This window comes from Nocardiopsis mwathae (assembly GCF_014201195.1).
Taxonomy (GTDB): Bacteria; Actinomycetota; Actinomycetes; order Streptosporangiales; family Streptosporangiaceae; genus Nocardiopsis_C; species Nocardiopsis_C mwathae.
On the sequence record NZ_JACHDS010000001.1, the window covers coordinates 5,085,146 to 5,104,387 of the forward strand.

The window sequence follows — 19,242 nt, forward strand, 5'->3', positions numbered from 1 at the left end:
CATGGACAACGAGCAGAAACTTCGCGACTACCTCAAGCGGGCAATGGTCGACCTGCGGGAGAGCCGTCAGCGTGTGCAGGATCTGGAGGAGCGTGCACACGAGCCGATCGCGATCGTGGGCATGGCATGCCGACTCCCGGGCGGTATCGCCTCCCCGGATGATCTGTGGGAGCTGCTGAGCGCCGAACGTGACGCGGTCGGTCTCTTCCCGGAGGGCCGCGGCTGGGACCTGGAAAACCTGTACCACCCAGACCCCGACCACCTCGGGACCTCGTACACCCGCGAAGGCGGCTTTCTGTACGAGGCGGACCGGTTCGACGCCGAGTTCTTCGGCATCAGCCCTCGCGAGGCGGCGGCGATGGATCCCCAGCAGCGGTTGCTGCTGGAGACGGCGTGGGAGGCTGTCGAGCACGCAGGCATCGACCCGACCGCGCTGAGGGGCACTCGCACCGGTGTGTACGCGGGCGTCATGTACGACGACTACGGCTCCCGGATGCCCAGTGCGCCCGAGGACTTCGAGGGCTACCTACTGACCGGAAGCGCGGGCAGCATCGCGTCGGGTCGTCTGGCCTACACCTTCGGGTTGGAGGGGCCGGCGGTGACGGTCGATACCGCGTGTTCGTCCTCGCTGGTCGCGCTTCATCTTGCTGCTCAGTCGCTGCGTCAGGGTGAGTGTTCGATGGCGCTTGCGGGTGGTGTGACGGTGATGGCGACACCGGGCACGTTCGTGGAGTTTTCTCGGCAGCGTGGATTGTCGCCGGATGGCCGGTGCAAGGCGTTCTCGGCGTCGGCGGATGGCACGGGCTGGGCCGAGGGCGTGGGTGTGTTGGTGTTGGAGCGGCTGTCGGACGCAGAGCGCAGTGGGCATCGGGTGCTGGCCGTGATTCGTGGTTCCGCAGTGAATCAGGACGGTGCGAGCAGCCAGCTGACTGCGCCGAATGGGCCTTCGCAGGAGCGGGTCATCCGGGCTGCGTTGGCTGACGCGCGGCTGTCGGCGTCCGAGGTGGATGCCGTGGAGGCGCACGGTACAGGTACACGGCTGGGTGATCCGATCGAGGCGCAGGCGCTGGTGTCTGCTTACGGCCAGGCCCGTGGGGACGACAACCCGTTGTGGCTGGGTTCAGTCAAGTCGAATATCGGTCACACGCAGGCCGCGGCGGGTGTCGCGGGCGTGATCAAGATGGTTATGGCGATGCGCAAGGGGGTCATGTCCTCGACTTTGCACGTGGACGAGCCGACCCCCGAGGTCGACTGGTCGGCAGGCACGGTGAAACTGCTGACGCAGGCTCAGCAGTGGCCGGAGCTCGATCGTCCGCGTCGGACGGGCGTGTCGTCCTTCGGGATCAGCGGGACCAACGCTCACGTGATCCTCGAAGAGGCGCCGCGCCACCGTGCCGTCGATCCGGTGACAGGACCGGACGCTGTTGTCCAGCAGTCGCAGTCGGGCTCATCGACGCCGCCGACACCGTGGTTGCTTTCGGCCAAGTCGGAGGCCGCGCTACGGGCACAGGCGAGCCGACTGCTGGCCTGGCTCGCCGACCAGCCCGAGGCAGATGACGCCGATGTCGCTGCCGTCCTGACCACTGCGCGCGCTCAGCTGGGTTGGCGCGGCGCGGTGCTCGGCGCCGACCGGGCCGGTCTGCTCGCCGGCCTCAAAGCCCTGGCCGCGGGTTCGGCATCCCCGCATGTTGTGTCAGGTGTCGCCACCACCGGTGAGACGGCCTTCCTGTTCACCGGTCAGGGCGCGCAACGTCTCGGTATGGGCACTGGGTTGGCTGCCGCCTTCCCCGTGTTCGCCGCTGCCCTCGACGAGGTGTGCGCGGAATTCGATGCCCTGCTGGGGGTATCGCTGCGCGAGGTCATGTTCGGCGGGACCGGTGGTGCCGGGAACAGCGTCGGCGACACCGGGCGCATGGCCTCGCTTGACCGGACGGAATTCACGCAGCCTGCGCTGTTCGCGTTCGAGGTGGCGCTGTATCGCCTCTTGGAGTCGTTCGGCGTGACTCCGGATGTGGTGGCCGGGCATTCGATCGGTGAGCTGGCCGCGGCCTATGTGGCCGGGGTGTGGTCGCTGGCCGACGCATGCCGACTCGTTGCCGCCCGTGGTCGGTTGATGGGCGCGCTGCCGACAGACGGAGCGATGCTCGCCGCCGCGGTGTCGGAGGAGCGGGCGCAGGAACTGCTCGCGGCTGGGACGGTCTCGTTGGCGGCCGTGAATGCGCCTGAGGCGATGGTGTTCTCGGGCGAGACGGCGGCGATCGTCGCACTGGAGGACCGGCTGGCGGACGAGGGTGTGAAGACGACCCGGCTGACGGTCAGTCACGCCTTCCATTCGGCGTTGATGGAGCCGATGCTTGCCGAGTACGAGCAGGTCGCCAGATCGGTGGAGTATCGGGCGCCACGCATGGGTGTGTGCTCCACGGTGTCCGGTGCGCCGGCCGGTCCCGAACTGCTGACGCCGCAGTATTGGGTGCGGCAGGTGCGCGAGGCCGTGCGGTTCGCCCCGGCGGTGCAGTCACTCGTCGACGCCGGCGTGCGCCGGTTCGTCGAGGTGGGTCCGGACGCGGCGCTGGCGGCGCTGGCCCGCCGGACACTAACCGACGAGGTGGCGTCCCGCTCGCTGGTCGCGGCGGCGTCACGGCGCGGCGTCGATGAGGTCGACCAGTTCCTGCGGTTGCTCGCCGCCGCCCATTGCTCGGGCGTTGGCGTCAACTGGGCGCCGCTGACACAGGGAAGGCCGGTCACCCACCTCGACCTGCCTGTCTACGCCTTCCAGCATCGCCGTTACTGGGTGCAGCCCGACGACGGCGCGCTCGGTGACATGGGCCGCGCTGGTTTCTCCGCGCTCGATCATCCGATGCTGCGCGTCGCCGCGCCGCTTGCCGGTCGCGACGAATGGCTGTTCAGCGGCAGGCTTTCCACCGCCGACCAGCCGTGGATCGCCGACCACACGGCCTTCGGAGCGATGCTTCTGCCCGGCACCGGATTCGTGGACCTCGCGTTGGCCGCGGGTAGCCGCCTGGACCTGCCCGTCGTGGACGAACTTGTCCTGGCGACGCCGCTGCTGTTCGACGGTGCCGCTGCCGTGGACGTGCAGGTCTCGGTGACCGAGCCCGACCACACCGGCCGTCGACGCCTGTCGATCCACTCGCGTGCCGTCACCGGCACCGCGGGGTCCAACCCGGTCGAGCCGGACTGGACGCTGCACGCCACCGGCACCCTTGCCCCCACCGACGGCGTGACGCCAGCCTGGATCGACCCCGACTGGCCGCCGGCCGACGGCACGCCGATCGACGGAACGCGACTGTACGACCGGCTCGCCGACCTGGGGTTCGGCTACGGCCCGAGCTTCCAAGGCGTACGCGCCGCCTGGACCAGTGGTGACGACGTGTTCGCCGAGGTGACCCTGGACGAGACGACAGCGGGCCGGGCGGCTGCCTTCGGGGTGCATCCGGCGCTACTGGACGCGACCTTCCACGCTGCCATCGATGTGCTCGCCGACGACCTGCCCGACGGCAGGCTGCCGCTTCCGTTCTCCTTCGGCGGCGTCCGTGTATTCCGGCACAGCGCCACCGCGGTCCGCGCCCGCATCATCCGTTCGGGTCCCGAGAAGGTGCGCATCGACGCCTGCGACGCCACCGGCGCCGCGGTACTGTCGATCGACGCCGTGCTCGCCCGCCCCGCCGACGCGAGCGCTCTCGCCGGTGCCCGCAGCCCGCTCTATGCTCTCGACTGGACGCCGGTGACGGCGCCTGCGGTGTCGGACCAGCAACTGGTTGCACTGGGTCGACCCGTCGCAGGCTGCCCCGAGACGTTCGAGGATGTCGCGGCGTTCGCGACAGGCGGGGGCCACACAGGCGCGGTCGTCGTCTGGTCGCCCGAAACGGCGTCGGCGGACGGCGACGACGTCCCCGCGACCATCCGCACCGCCGTCCACAACGCCCTCGCGGTGCTGCGCGACTGGCTCGCCGAACCGGGGTGCGCCAACTCGACGCTGATCGTGCTGACCCGCAATGGAGCAGGTCTGCCCGGTGAGACGCCAGATCCCGCGGCAGCGGCCGTCCGCGGCCTGGTACGCAGTGCGCAATCGGAACATCCGGGGCGCATCGTGAACGTCGACCTCGACGACAACGACCTCGCGGACGTGCACCAGCGGATCGCCGCCGCAGTCGCCACGGACGAACCACAGCTCGCGATCCGCGACGGCGCCACGGTGGCACCGCGGCTGATTCGTACGACCACCGTCGAATCGACCGGTGAGACCTTCGGTGATGGTACGGTCCTGATCACCGGCGGCGCAGGCGGATTGGCCGCCGTCACCGCACGCCACCTGGTCACCCGGCACGGGGTACGCAGACTGCTGCTCGCTTCGCGCCGCGGCTTCGCCGCGCCGGGCGTCGCGCAGCTGGTCACCGAGCTGACCGCGCTGGGCGCCGACGTACGCGTCGCCGAGTGCGATGTCAGCGACCGCGCCGCGGTCGCGGCGCTGCTGGAATCTGTACCGGCGCACGAACCGGTGACCGCTGTCGTGCACACCGCGGGCGTGGTCGACGACGGCACCATCGACACCTTGACCGCCGAGCAGGTGGATCGGGTGCTCGCCCCGAAGGTCGATGCCGCCTGGCATCTGCACGATCTCACCCGCGACATGGATCTGTCGGCGTTCGTGCTGTTCTCCTCCGCCGGGCCGCTGCTCGGTGGGCAGGGCCAGGGCAATTACGCGGCCGCGAATGCGGCGATGGATGCCCTCGCCCAGGCGCGCCGCAGCGCCGGTCTGCCCGCGCATTCGCTGGCCTGGGGGCTGTGGAAGCGCGGCATGGCCGAGGCATTGAACGACCCGGGTGCCGAACATCTGGTGCGTCAGATCCGCACGCGTCTCGGTTTGTCCCCGATTGAGCCGGACACCGGCATGCAGATGTTCGACGACGCGTTGAACACCGGCGAACCGATGCTGATGACCGCGCTGCTCGATACACCCGCCCTCACCGTGCTGGGCCGGCTCGGCACGCTGCCTGCGGTGCTGCGCGGCCTGATTCACATACCGTCGCGCGGCCAGATCGCCAACAGCCCGTTGCGCCAGCGGTTGCTCGACGCCCCCGCCGATCAGTGGGAGAAGCTGATCCGTCATGAGGTCCGCGCGATCGCCGCCGCGGTCCTCGGCCACGAGTCGGCCGACGCCATCGACTCCGAAACACCGTTCACAGAACTGGGCTTCGACTCTCTCGGCGGAGTCGAGTTCCGCAACAAGGTGACCGCCGCCACAGGTGTTCAGCTTCCGTCCACGCTGGTGTTCGACTATCCAACCGCCGCCGCTGTTGCGGGCTTCCTGCGTACCCGGGTCGACGGTTCGGAGCCAGCACGACCGCGCCCCGCCTCGACCAGGGCCAAAGCCACGGCCGACGAGCCGATCGCGATCGTCGGCATGAGCTGCCGGTATCCCGGCGGCGTCGAGAATCCTGACCAGCTATGGGAACTGATCACCGGGCGCGTCGACGCGATCACCCCGATCCCGGGCGACCGCGGCTGGGACGTCGACCACCTGTACGACACCGACCCCGGCAAACCTGGCAAGATCTACACCCGAGAAGGCGGATTCCTGCATGCCGCAGGTGATTTCGATGCCGCCTTCTTCGGAATCGGACCCCGTGAGGCAGCGGCGATGGACCCGCAGCAGCGGTTGCTGCTCGAAGCGTCCTGGGAAGCGCTCGAAGACGCCGGTATCGATCCGACCTCACTGCGGGGCAGCGATACCGGGGTGTACGCGGGTGTCATGTACCAGGACTACGGCTACACGGCGCGGGACGCCGCCAACGGTGCCGCGGAAGGCTATCTGGCGACCGGATCGGCCGGCAGCGTCGTCTCCGGCCGGGTGTCCTACGCCCTCGGCCTGGAAGGACCCGCAGTTACGGTGGACACGGCATGTTCGTCGTCGCTGGTGGCCTTGCATCTGGCGGTGCAGGCACTGCGCGCCGGGGAGACGTCGCTGGTCCTGGCCAGCGGAGCGACGGTCATGTCGACTCCACTGCTGTTCGTGGAGTTCTCCCGGCAGCGGGCGCTGTCACCGGATGGGCGCTGCAAGGCGTTCTCGAGTGCTGCGGACGGTGTCTCGTGGGCCGAGGGCGTCGGCGTGCTCGCCCTTGAGCGGTTGTCCGACGCGCAGCGTAACGGGCGCCCCGTGCTGGCCGTGATCCGCGGTAGCGCAATCAATCAGGACGGTGCGAGCAACGGCTTGACCGCACCGAACGGTCCTTCCCAGGAGCGGGTGATCGCGCAGGCACTGGTCAACGCAGGGGTGACCGCGGCCGAGGTGGACGCGGTGGAGGCGCACGGCACCGGCACCACGCTGGGTGACCCGATCGAGGCACAGGCGCTGATCAACGCCTACGGACAGGATCGCGCCGAGCCGCTGCGGATCGGGTCGTTGAAGTCGAACATCGGACACGCGCAGGCGGCTGCCGGTGTCGGCGGTGTGATCAAGATGGTGCAGGCGCTGCGGCACGAGATGTTGCCGCCCACCTTGCATGTCGACGCGCCATCGCCGCACGTGGAGTGGTCGGCGGGCGCGGTACGGATCCTGACCGAGGCCGAGCCGTGGCCGGTCGGGGAGCGTCCGCGCCGGGCGGGAGTGTCGTCGTTCGGGATCAGCGGGACCAACTCACACGTGATCCTCGAAGAGGCGCCCGCGGTCCCGCCGCGGCCGGTCGATCTACCGCGCACGGCGGTTCTGCCGTTGCTGCTGTCCGCGCGGACGACTGCCGCGCTGCGGACCCAAGCGCGCCGACTGTACGACGCTCTGCACAAACGTCCGGAGCTCGACCTGACCGACGTCGCGGTGACGCTGGCGCTGCACCGCGCGCAGCTCGAACAGCGCGCCGCCGTCGTGGGCTCGGACCGGGGGACGCTGCTGGCGGCCTTGGCACGTCTGGCAGCCGACGAGCCAGGACCGGGCATCGTCAACGGCGCCAGTCGGACAGGCACGACAGCGTTCCTGTTCACCGGTCAGGGCGCGCAGCGGATCGGGATGGGCGCTGGGTTGTACCGGGCGTTCCCGGCCTTCGCCGCCGCGCTCGACGATGTGTGCGCGGAATTCGACGCACATCTGGAGCATTCGCTGCGGGATGTGATGTTCGGCGCGCAGCGCACCGGCATCGGGCAGGAAGCGAGTGAGATCGACGCACCAGCCGCTGCGAGCGGCGCGACTGCCGAGACTCTGCTGGACCGAACTGAGTACGCCCAGCCCGCGTTGTTCGCGTTCGAGGTGGCGATGTATCGCCTTGTCGAGTCGTTGGGCGTGACGCCGGATGTGGTGGCCGGGCATTCGATCGGCGAGCTGGCCGCGGCGTATGTGGCCGGTGTGTGGTCGCTGTCTGATGCGTGCAGACTCGTTGCGGCCCGGGGTCGATTGATGGGGGCGCTGCCGACAGAGGGGAGCATGCTGGCCGCCGCGGTGCCGGAGGGACGGGCCGTGGAGCTGCTGGCGGCGGGTGATGCCGATCCGGCAGCCACCGCGGTCTCGCTGGCCGCTGTGAACTCTCCCGATTCGGTGGTCTTCTCCGGAAACACCGAGGCGGTCTCGGCGCTCGAGTCGAGGTTGGTGGCCGAGGGCGTCAAGACCAGCAGGCTGCGGGTGAGCCACGCGTTCCACTCCGCATTGATGGATCCGATGCTGACCGACTTCGCGGAGATCGCCGCGGGCCTGACGTATCACGAGCCACGAATACCTTTGTGCTCCACGGTTTCCGGCGCATTCGCCGGCGATTCGGTGGGTACGCCTCAGTATTGGGTACGGCAGGTGCGCGAGGCAGTGCGCTTCGCCCCGGCGGTGCAGTCACTGCTCGATTGGGGTGCGCGCCTGTTCGTCGAGCTGGGCCCGGACGCGGTGCTGACGACCATGACCCGCGCCACTCTGGCGTCAGAACCCGCAGCGCGCGCATCGGTGGTCGCGGGATCCCGTCGCACAGTCGCCGAACCCGAGCAACTGGTCGCCGCGCTGGCAACCGCGCACTGCGCGGGCCAGCCGGTGCGGTGGGCGGCCTACTTCGGAGATCAACCGCAGGCACGGGTCACCTTGCCGACCTACCCCTTCCAGCACGAACGATTCTGGCTGCTGCCCGCGGAGGCCGCTGCGCCGCTCGCCGGCGCCGACTCCGCCGACCATCCGCTGCTGCACGCCCAGGTGCAGCTCGCCGACAAGGACGAGTGGCTGTTCACCGGCAGGCTCTCGCTGCTCACGCATCCATGGCTCGCCGACCACGCTGTCTGCGGCGCGGTCTTGATGCCGGGTACCGGATTCGTGGAACTGGCTCTGGCCGCTGGTGCCCGGCTCGGCGTGCCGCGCCTGGCGGAGCTAGTGCTCGCGGCGCCGCTGATTCTCCCGATCGATGGTGCCGCGGATGTTCAGCTCGCCGTGGGCGAACCCGACGCCGACGGGCACCGGACCGTGGCCATCCACGCCCGCGTCGCCGACGCCTGGGTGCTGCATGCCCGTGGCCTGCTCACGCCCGCCGCGCCGACCGCGGCGCCGGACTGGTCCCAGGAGTGGCCTCCGATTGCGGGCGATCCGGTCGACGGGCAGCAGGTGTATCGCGCGCTCGGCGACCTGGGCTTCGGGTACGGCCCGGTGTTCCAGGGTGTTCGCGCCGCGTGGTCGCGTGGGGAGGAAGTCTTCGTCGACCTGGCGCTCGACACCGACACCGCAGCGCGCGCCACCGCCTTCGGACTGCATCCGGCACTGCTGGACGCGGTATTCCACGCGGCTGTCGACCATCTCGCCGAGGGCGGGCGCGACGGCCGGGTGCCACTGCCTTTCGCCTTCGACGGTGTCCAGCTGGCACAGTCCGGTGTGGGTGCCTTGCGCGCCCGCATCGCCCGCATCGCACCGAACACCTTCTGCGTGGACGCAGTCGACGCGACCGGCGCCCTCGTGCTGAGCATGGAGTCGGTGCGGGTCCGCCCGATCGAGCGGCAGGCTCTGGCCCAGCTGCGCGGCGCGGCACCGCTGTTCGACCTCGAGTGGGTGCCCGTGCCCGCCGTCTCCAATGCGGCCCCCGGGCGCATCGTTGTGCTCGGCGACCCCGCGACCGTCGAGGCCCATGAGCCCCCGACATGCTGTGTCGATCTCGCGGAACTCGCTGTACTGCAGGATGTTCCCGACACGGTGGTATGGCAGGCGCCCCGCGGGATCGGTGTCGGCGCGGCGGACGTACACGCCGGCGTTCTGACGACGCTCGCACTGCTGCAGGACTGGATGGTCGCCGACCATCCCGGCCGACTCGCGATCGTGACGCGCACGGCCGCCGGACTGCCCGGCGAGGAACCCGATCTGGTCGGGGCCGCCGTGGCGGGGCTGGTGCGCAGCGCACAGTCCGAGCACCCGGGCCGGTTCCTGCTCATCGACCACGACAGTGACGCCCTGCCGATCAAGTCGCTCGCCGACGCCGTGGCCCAGGACGAACCGCACATGGCCGTTCGCGAGGGTCGGCTCCTGGCACCGCGATTGCAGCCGCTGCCCGCCACCGAACCGGGCGTGCCACTGTCGTTCGACCACGGCACGGTGCTCATCACTGGCGGCACCGGCGGCATCGGCGCGATCGTCGCCCGGCATCTGGTCGCAGCGCACGGCGCACGACGGCTGCTGCTGGCATCGCGGCGCGGTGCCGACGCGGACGGCGCCGCCGAACTGGTCGCCGAGCTGACCGACCTCGGCGCCCACGTCCGGGTCGTGGCGTGCGACGTCACCAAACGCGCCGCGGTCCAGGACCTCCTGGCCGACATCGACACCGACGCCCCGCTGACCGCCGTCATCCATGCGGCGGGCGTCCTGGACGACGGCACGCTCGACACCCTCACCACCGCGCAGACGACACGGGTGCTGGCACCGAAAGTCGATGCGGCACTGCACCTGCACGAGCTGACCCGCGACCTGGATCTGTCGGCCTTCGTGCTGTTCTCGTCCGCGGCGCCGTTGCTCGGCGGACAAGGGCAGGGCAACTACGCCGCCGCGAACAGCGCGCTGGACGCGCTGGCACGCGTGCGGCGCAGCGCGGGCCTGCCCGCGCACTCACTGGCCTGGGGACTGTGGACCGTCGGCATGGCAGGGATACTCAGCGGGGACGGCGCCGAGCAGTACGCCCGCCAGATCCGGGCCAGGCTGGGCCTGATCCCGATCGCCCCGGAGTCCGGGATGGCGCTGTTCGACAACGCACTCGCGACCGATCGGGCGACACCGACGACGGCGCTGCTGGACACGGCGGCGCTCACCAACCTGGCGCGCGGCGGCACGCTACCCGCGGTACTGCGCGGCATGATCCGGGTTCCCCCTGCCACCGCGAGTGCCGATGTCAGCCTGGCGCGGCAGCTGGCCGCACTGCCCGACGCCGACCGCGACGGTGTGATCCTGCGAGAGGTGCGCAACGTCGCCTCGGCGGTCCTCGGCCACCTGTCCGGCGACGCGATCGAGCCGTACGCGCCGTTCACCGAGCTCGGTTTCGACTCCCTCGGTGCCGTCGAATTCCGGAACCGGCTCGCACAGCTGACCGGGCTGACGTTGCCGTCGACGCTGATCTTCGACCACCCGACCGCCGCCGATGTGGCGAAACTGGTGCGATCGCGGATCGAGGAATCCGACACCAGTGTGGTCGAGCAGGCACCGGCTGGCGTGCGCGGCACGATCACCGACCTGGTGTCGGCAGCGCATCGCCGCGGTGAGCTGGCAGGGGCGATGCCCCTGCTGATCGCGAGCCAGGCTCTGATGACCACGTACCCCGCCGACGAGGCCGCCGCACAGCCCCCGGCTGCGCAGCTCCTGGCGCGCGGTGCCGCGGCACCGGCACTGATCTGCATCCCCTCGTTCCTGCCGGGATCAGGCCCACACCAGTTCGCCCGCCTGGCCCGCGAACTGGGCGGCGAGCAGCAGGTCAGTGCGTTGCGGCTGCCCGGCATGCGCGCAGGCGACGACCTACCGGCGACATGGGCGGCGGCGATCGAGAGCCTGGCCGCGGCCGTCGCATCGGAACTCGAGCGAGGCTCGGTGGCGCTCATCGGCTATTCGATCGGTGGTGCGCTCGCCCATGCGGTCGCCCGGCGGCTCGAAGACGACGGCTGCGAGCTCGCGGGCGTCGCGATGATCGACACCTACTCCACGGAAGACGTCGAACTCAACCGCCTCGTGCTCACCGACGCGCTGGGGCAGATCCTGTCCCGGGACAACGCACTGACCCCCGTCGACGACCACGGCCTCGTCGCCATGGGCGGCTATGTGCGGATCTATTCTGAGCGCGACGCCAAGCCGATCGCCGCGCCGACGCTGAATCTGCGGGCCACCGTGACGCTGAGCAGCTTCGGAGACGTCGACCCCGTCCCCGACTGGCAACACCGTGGACCGATCGAGCGCATCGAGGCAGATCACTTCTCGATCATCGAGGAACAGGCGGCAGAGACCGCCGCACACCTCCGGCGCTGGCTCGATTCAATCAGCGGCCGTTGATATCGGAACCGTCGGGTTCGAGGAACGAGGACACATGACCTGGACAAGCCCGGCCGCGCGCGCGGCGTGCTCGGGCGCCTGCGCCGAGCATTCGGCGATGTTCACGCGGCCCGCCGCTACTTGGGGCACGACCCCGTGTCGACGGTCAGGTGATTCCCCACGATCTGCATGATCGGCGGTCAGTCATTTCCCCCTGTGGTCACGGCTCCCCAGCGGGACGCTGACCGTCGATCACGCCGCGGGCCACGCTCGAACTAGCCTGATATTCCCTGTTGTGGGTTGTCTGCGAGATTTTTGCTTCTTTCTTGCGAATCGGCCGGGTTTCCCATGGGCCATGCCGGTGCCCGGGTTGCGGGTCCTGGCCTCTCGGAGCCGTCGAGGTCCCTCGACGGCTCCGAGAGGCAGACGGACACACCGGATGGCAAGGAGAACATTCACCGTGGTCGGCGTCATCAAGATCCACGTGCATGGGGACGCGGGCCGGTCCAAGAGCCAGGTGTCCCGCGGCGTCTGGTGCCGGACGACCTGAGGACCGGGGTGGACAAGCCGGACCTCTACGACCCGCAGATCTACAGGTCGTACCCCGAACCCGCCCCCTACTACGACACGTTGGTGGACCCGGCGCGTGCCGAAGCCGAAGGACGAACGTCTGCCATCACACTGCTCCCTTTTCGGTGTCTAGGGTGTCCATGGTCAGGACCAGGACGTGGACGCCGAGCTCGGTGGCGGTTTCGGCGACGGTGAGCATGCCTTGAGCGCGCAGTCGTCGGGGGTGGCTGCGTACGTGGTAGGCATGCCGGATGAAGGCCACGGGTTTCCTGGTGAACGGCTTGCCCATGCCGCTGGCCACGCCTTTGGTGTTGAGGATGGCGTCGAGGAGTTCATCGACGACCACCAGTCCTGCGCGACGGTGTACAAACTCGGCGACCGGGCCGCCATCGATCGGCGACGGGTCGCAGGACGCGGTGCGACAGCTCACTAACCCCAGCTATTCAGCGGAATTGAAGCTTCTGCCCCGTTAACAGCACGAAAGGTGCTCTGAACTGCAAGGATGCGACTGTCGAGGAAGCATCAAGCGCAGTATCAGGAGCACCTTTCTGGTGAGCGAGCCTACACGCTGGGACCGCGGCCTGTCCGTCACAACCGACGGAAAACACCTGGTCGGACACGCCGGAGCAGTACTGCTGCGCAAGCTCGCCGACCGCACCGGCCTGACCCGCGCCCTCACCGACGTGCTCCCCTCCAGCACCGCCAACGGCTGGAAGGAACGGGCCACAGCCCTCGTCCACCTCGCGATCGCGATCGCACTCGGAGCGCGCAGCCTGCTGGAAGCCGAACGGCTCGGCCTGCACCACCAGCACATCTTCGGCCCACCGGCCTCCGACTCCACCCTGCGCCGCCTGCTGGAAGCCCTCGACGAACCCACCCTCGCGGCCATCACCAAGGCGCGCAAGCACATCCGCCGCCACGTGTGGACGCTGCTCCACCTGCGGCCGGGCGGCTTCCCGCACCTGAGTGTGGCCGGGCGGGAACTCAAGGGGTGGATCACCGTCGACCTGGACGCCACCGTCATCACCAGCGCCTCCAAGAAGCACGGGGCCGCACCCACGTTCAAGGGCACCTTCGGATTCCACCCCCTGGGCGCCTGGTGCGCCAACACCGGCGAGTGCCTGGCGATGCAGCTGCGGCCGGGCAACGCCGGCGCGAACACCGTCGACGACCACATCGGTGTGCTGAGGGCCGCCCTGGACCAGATCCCCGGCTCCTCGGCGGCCAAGCTGCTCATCCGCGCCGACGGGGCCGGGGCCACCCACGGCCTGCTCAATCACCTCGAAGCGCTGGCCACTACCCGGCGCACGGTGCGCTACACCGTGGGCTGGAAGATCACGCCCGAGGACGAGTCCGCGATCGCCCGCCTGCCCGAACACGCCTGGCAGACCTCCCTCACCCAGGAGGGAGAGGTGCAGGAGGGCTATGAGGTGGCCGAACTGACCGGGCTCAACACCCGGCAGGGCTGGCCGCACGGGCTGCGGCTGATCGCGCGCCGGGTCCGCCCCTCCAAACGCCACGCCAAGAACCTGACCGCCTTCGAGAAGCGCACCGGGTGGCGCTACTCGGTCACCGCGACCAACATCGGACGCATGTGGGGGATTCCCGGGTCCCACCAGGTGCAGTTCCTCGACGCTCTGCACCGCGACCACGCCGGGGTCGAGGACCGGGTGCGCACCAACAAGGCGATGGGCCTGGCCAACCTCCCCTCCCGTTCATGGGACATCAACACCGCCTGGATGCTGGCCGCGAACATCGCCTGCGACCTGGACGCCTGGCTGCGCCTGCTCACCCTGCACGACCACGACGACCTCGCCCGCGCGGAGCCGGAGGCCATGCGGTTTCGCCTCTACCACCTGCCCGCCCGGCTGGCCCGCCACGCCCGCCGCCGCTTGCTGCGCCTGGAGCGCACCTGGCCCTGGGCGGAGGCGTTCGCCACCTGCTGGATGAGACTCAGAGGCCTGCCCGCCGCCGGCTGACGGCGGGCCCGACCCCGATGGGAAGCAGGAAGGAGGACAACCTCGCGATCCCGGGCCCGTGGAACCCGGCGCACCCCGCGGCGTCACGCGACGGCCCGTCCTCCACCGGCCGAGGACATAACGGGCGAAGTGCCGGACCGATCACTGGCCTCACCCCGCTGAAGAATCGAGGCTAAAGGCAGAAAATCCGCTCAGTCGCAACCCTCAGGGGGGGGTGAAATCCCTCAACTCGGAGATCCGCCAGAGGCACAAAATCATTCAGTCCGCAAATCCGCCAAGGGCATATGGTTCGGCTCGGCCGCAACGGTTTTGACGAAAAATTTTGAGATTGACAGCGTTGTGGAGTTTGCTTATAGTTCCGTCGTTCAAGCTCCCGCGATCGATATCCAAAGGTGTTCATGACTGCGCCTCCAACGCTGCCGAAGTCCAGGCAGCGATTGATTCTTGCCGTTCTCATGGTGTGTTCGCTGCTGATTTGGCTGGAGAACACCGTCCTCAGTATTACCCTGGAGACCCTTGCCGACCCCGTTCGCGGACTGGGCACCAGCCCGGCCGAGCTGCAATGGGCGACAGGCGCATACACCCTGGTCTTCGCAACCTTGATGCTCACCGCAGGCGCACTGGGCGATAGCTTCGGCCACCGGAATGTGCTCGCAGTTGGCTTGGTGATCTTTGCCGGGACCTCGATCTGGGCGGCGTACGCAGGCGATGCCGGCCAGCTGATTGCCGCCCGGGCCGCGATGGGAGTCGGCGCCGCACTGATCATGCCTGCCAACTTTGCCATCCTGTTGTGGACCTTCACCGGCCCCGGTCGGGCAACCGCAATCGCCATTTCTTCGACATCCACCGGTGTTGGAATGGCAGCTGGACCGGTGTTGGCGGGACTCCTGCTCAATCATTTCTGGTGGGGTTCGGTTTTTCTCGTCAACGTCCCGATTGTCGTGCTGGCATTGGCTGGGATCGTCCTGTTGGTCCCCAATTTTCGCAGCCCTACCGTGCGGCCGCTGGACCCGGCTGGGATCTTGCTGTCGATCAGCGGACTCGCGGCGTTGACCTACGGCCTGATTCGCGCGGGGCAGGTGGGCGCCTGGAGCCGTTCGGACGTCTGGGCGCCGATCGCGGTCGGGCTTGTCCTGCTGGCCGCTTTCGTGCTCGTCGAATTGAGAACCAAGGAACCAAGCTTCGATCCCCGGATGCTTGCGCAGCGATTGTTCGGTGGGGGCAACGCGTCCATGGCGTTGCTGTTCTTTTCTGTGGCTGCCGTCACTTTCTACAACGCGTTCTATATGCAGGGGGCATTGGGCTACTCGCCGATGAAGGCCGGCTTGGCCAATGTTCCGACCGCGGTCGGCGCTGTCGTAGGGGCGCCCCTGGGCGCACGCCTGGTCAGCCGATGGTCGCTGCGCCCTGTCGCCGTGCCGGCGCTCACTGTGGCGGCGTTCAGCTTTGGCGCGGTCGGATTTCTCGATCTGCACACCCCACTCTTCTGGATCGAGATCCTGTTGTTGGCGCAGGGCCTTTCCGTCGGCATGGTGATGGCCCCGGTGACCGGAGCACTGATCAGCAGTCTGCCGCTGGAACGGTCCGGTGCCGGGTCGGCCGTCACCAACACGGCGCGGCAGGTCGGCAGTGTGATCGGGATTGCGGTGGGCGGCACGATCATGTCGATCGCATATCGAGGCGCGATCGAACCCTCGCTGAGCGATGTCCCGGAGGCGCTACAGGATAGCGCCCGTGTTTCCGCAGAACAGGCTCGGCATGTAGCCGCCACTCTAGACCGGCCCGCTCTTGCGCAGGCTGCCGATCATGCGTTCATCCACGCTATGCACGTCGGCGCGATCTGGATCATGCTCATCGCACTCTTCGCAGCAGCCGTGCTGCTGATCGCCTTGCCAGCCACCGGAAAGAAGAAGAGTGCGACACCGGAGCCGGACTACGAAGAGGCCCGCAGCTCCGAGCCTCGCTCCACCGCGTGATGGGCCGTTTGTGGACGGGGAATAGGAAGAGGTGCCTACTGACCTGCGATGAGGGGAGTTCCTATCTTCCCCCTTTCCCGAGCGCGGCAAAACATCGTCGGCACCCAAGGCAGGACCGCCCATAGGAAGATGGGCATCGTGAGCGCAATTAGCGATATACGGAACAGCAGAACGTGTGATACGCCACATGGTCATCCGTCATGGATTCAGTCGTCGGGTCATGATGCCCTCCCTGCGCCCTCGGTCACTCGTTAGTGACGACAGGAAGAGGGCGATGAACTGGATAAATGAAGGTCTGATGCGGATCCGCCGATTATCGAGTGAGCGTTGACTTGACACATGCGGTGATGCTGTCCAGCTGCCTGCCGTCCGTGGGATGGGCGGTGCACGTTGACCGTACGAATCGAATCGAAGGAGCCCCCTGTTGTCGAAAATGAATGATCCCGCTGTGCGTGCGGTTGAATCGGAGCAGGATTATGTGTCCTCCTTGTATGAGTTGCTCACTGAGCGGCTTTCCGAGGCGCGAGTAGAGCGAGCAAGTGTGCTGAAGGCCCCGGCGGACAGCCCACATGAGGCATACGAGAGAGCAATCGCCGCCGAGCGTCTGGCCAAGGAAATCGGCCGACTGGAGGGCGCCGAAAGGGGGCTGGTCTTCGGGCGCATCGACTGGACGGATGGCACGGCCCTGCGCATCGGGCGGATCGGACTGCGTACGGAGGAGGATGACCTGCCTCTGCTCGTGGACTGGCGAGCGAACGCGGCGCGGCCCTTTTACGAGGCGACACCGGTCCACCCGATGAACCTGCGGCGGCGCCGGCACCTGCGCCTCGAGGAGCGCACGGTCATCTCGGTGAGTGACGAACTGCTGGACGGGACCGCCCCGACCGACGAGGACGTCGTGGGAGACGGCCCGTTGACCGAGGCTCTGTCGGCACGGCGTACGGGCAGGATGCACGCGGCCGTCGCGACGCTGCAGGCCGAGCAGGACGAGATCGTCCGCTCCGCCCACCGCGGGGTGACCGTGGTGCAGGGCGGGCCCGGCACCGGCAAGACGGTGGTCGCCCTGCACCGGGCGGCCTATGTCCTGTACGCGTTCCCGCGCGCCGCGGAGAAGGGTGTCCTGGTGGTGGGCCCGAACGCCCGGTTCCTCGACTACATCTCCCAGGTCCTTCCCTCGCTCGGAGAGAACGACGTCGTTCTGGCGACCCTTCGGGAACTGGCCGGAGTGCCCACGGACACGGTGGGCCCGTTCGATACGGCGCGTCTGAAGGGCAGCTCCGACCTCGCCGACGCTTTGGCCGGCCTGCTGCGCGTCCACCAAGCCCCCGCCGGTGACTTCACCGTGCGGGTCGGACAGGAACTGGTTCACCTCTCCGGCGAGGAAGTCGCCACGGCACGCGACGCCGCTGTGGCAGCCGTACCGGGGCACAACCCCGCGCGCCAGGTGTTCAAAGAGCTCTTGGTCGACGCCGTCACCGACGCGATGCAACGAGACATGGGCGACCTCCTGGAGCAGATCGACGCCGATACCGAAAGCATGACGGGCATCAACCTCGACCGGTTCACGGGAGCCGCCCGGCGCCGTGCCGAAGGTGCGGCCGACTCGGGTCCGGCCCACGAGCTGGACCTGGACGCCATCCGAGCCGATCTCCTCGACGACGCCGACGTCGACCGGGCGGTCGAGGTGTTGTGGCCGCGGCTGGTACCCGGTGACCTCGTGAAGGCGCTCCTGACAAACGCCGACGCTCTCGCCGAGCACCTGCCCCGCCTGACCGCGCAGGAGCGGTCCCTTCTGCTGCGCGGTCCGGACGACCCGTGGACCGATGCCGATGTGCCGTTGCTGGACGAGGCGGCGAGCCTGGTCGACGGCCCCCCCGAGCGGACGTACGGGCACGTCGTCGTCGACGAGGCGCAGGAACTGACCGCCATGCAGTGGCGGATGATCGTCCGCCGCTGCCCGGCAAGGGCGATGACGCTGGTGGGTGACTTCGCCCAGGCAGGCCCGGTCGCGACAGCACGCGACTGGAAGGAAGCACTGAGCCCCCACGTCGGACCGTGGTTCAAACTGCACAACCTGACCGTCAGCTACCGCACCACGCAAGAGATCCTGGAGAGCGTCCGGGACCTGCTCACGCGGATCGCTCCGGACCAGGAGGCCACACGCTCACTGCGAAACGGTGAGAGCCCTCGCACCGTCACCACATCTCCGGACGGATTGGTCACCGCCGTCGTTCAAGAACTCCGTGCCCAGAGCACCGCGCACCCGGGCGAGCTTCTGGGAGTGATCTGCGCGGACACCAGGGTGAGCGAGCTGACGGCCCAGGGCATCGCTCACCACGCACGCATCGTACCGGCGTCCGAAGCACGCGGCCTGGAATTCGACGGGGTCGTCGTCATTAACCCCGAGGAAATCACCACGGCCCGCCCCGGTGGGGAAAGGGACTTGTACGTAGCCCTGACCCGGGCCACCAAGCGCCTCTGCACAATCACCGTCCAGCCCGCCTGACGACTCGGCGCCCGCGTCGCCACCGCGGGCGCACCCGGCATTACGCGGCCTGGTCCAAGCCGACGACGTTCAGATCCCCTTTGCGCAGCAGGGTGAAGTCGGCGTCGAGCTTCGGGTCGTACGCGTCGGGTTCGATGCCGAGTTCGTGCATTCTGTACTCGCCGAACCCGGCAGGTGTGCCAGGGGTAGTCGGCGAACTTCTCCTGCACGTTCTCCCACGCGAGCAGCTGCAAGGAGGGCATGTCGCCGGCTCCCCACTGTGCTCGGCCAGGACTACCTGGTGGACGCAGCGGACCTCCTGGAGCTCCTAGCCCTTCAGTTGAAGGGCTAGGAAGCCGTTGCGGCCCGGGGGCAGCGTAGGTGATGCGGGCTCCGTGTCGCGATGGGGGACGGAGAGCATGGCGCTGAACCAGCCTGGGCGGGTGCTGGGCAAGGCGACTGAGCCATGTGGAGGCCTCTCGCGGCTTGAACCTGCGGCCCCATCGCCCATAACGATGCGGGAGAGCGAGAACAACATGCTCAGAGCGCTGTCGGAAGGTCCATGTCCGTGTCGGGACCGTCGGGGTTCACGGACGAGCGACGTACAAGAAGCAGAAGAGCCCTGCACCCCGAGGGGGATACAAGGCTCCGACCTGCGAAAACGTGTGGGCGTACCAGGACTTGAACCTGGGGCCTCATCCTTATCAGGGATGCGCTCTAACCGACTGAGCTATACGCCCGTGCTCCGGTGGAACTCTACCGTATCCG

5 protein-coding genes and 1 tRNA gene are annotated in these 19,242 nt (G+C 68.5%); 4 read left to right on the forward strand and 2 right to left on the reverse strand.

Annotation, left to right across the window (positions count from 1 at the left end):
- The first annotated feature begins 1 nt into the window (after position 1).
- Positions 2–11,485, forward strand: coding sequence for a type I polyketide synthase (locus tag HNR23_RS22340; protein WP_184078434.1), 11,484 nt, complete (start codon positions 2–4; stop codon positions 11,483–11,485).
- A 655-nt stretch (positions 11,486–12,140) separates the two neighbouring features.
- On the opposite strand, the gene HNR23_RS27725 is transcribed toward HNR23_RS22340, so the two are convergent.
- Positions 12,141–12,380: a hypothetical protein gene (locus tag HNR23_RS27725; protein ID WP_394353800.1), complete on the reverse strand. Its 240-nt coding sequence runs from the start codon at positions 12,378–12,380 to the stop codon at positions 12,141–12,143.
- A 205-nt stretch (positions 12,381–12,585) separates the two neighbouring features.
- On the opposite strand from HNR23_RS27725, the gene HNR23_RS22350 reads away from it, so the two are divergent.
- The 3 genes from HNR23_RS22350 to HNR23_RS22360 all read left to right on the forward strand — a co-directional run bounded on the left by HNR23_RS22350 (position 12,586) and on the right by HNR23_RS22360 (position 18,495).
- On the forward strand, positions 12,586–14,013 hold the full coding sequence (locus HNR23_RS22350) for an IS1380 family transposase (protein WP_343070631.1): 1,428 nt from the start codon (positions 12,586–12,588) through the stop codon (positions 14,011–14,013).
- A gap of 398 nt (positions 14,014–14,411) precedes the next feature.
- Positions 14,412–15,989 (forward strand): MFS transporter, encoded by a 1,578-nt coding sequence (locus HNR23_RS22355; RefSeq protein ID WP_184078438.1) that lies wholly within the window; start codon positions 14,412–14,414, stop codon positions 15,987–15,989.
- 541 nt (positions 15,990–16,530) lie between these two features.
- Complete coding sequence (locus HNR23_RS22360) at positions 16,531–18,495, forward strand: HelD family protein (protein WP_343070664.1); 1,965 nt, start codon at positions 16,531–16,533, stop codon at positions 18,493–18,495.
- Between the two features lie 645 nt (positions 18,496–19,140).
- Here HNR23_RS22360 and HNR23_RS22365 read toward each other — a convergent pair.
- Positions 19,141–19,214, reverse strand: a tRNA-Ile gene (locus tag HNR23_RS22365).
- Positions 19,215–19,242: the final 28 nt, after the last annotated feature.

Bases quoted from the DNA above. Each gene is read 5' to 3' on its own strand.
- HNR23_RS22340 (WP_184078434.1), top strand. From the start codon at position 2: ATGGACAACGAGCAGAAACTTCGCGACTACCTCAAGCGGGCAATGGTC.
- HNR23_RS22355 (WP_184078438.1), top strand. From the start codon at position 14,412: ATGACTGCGCCTCCAACGCTGCCGAAGTCCAGGCAGCGATTGATTCTT.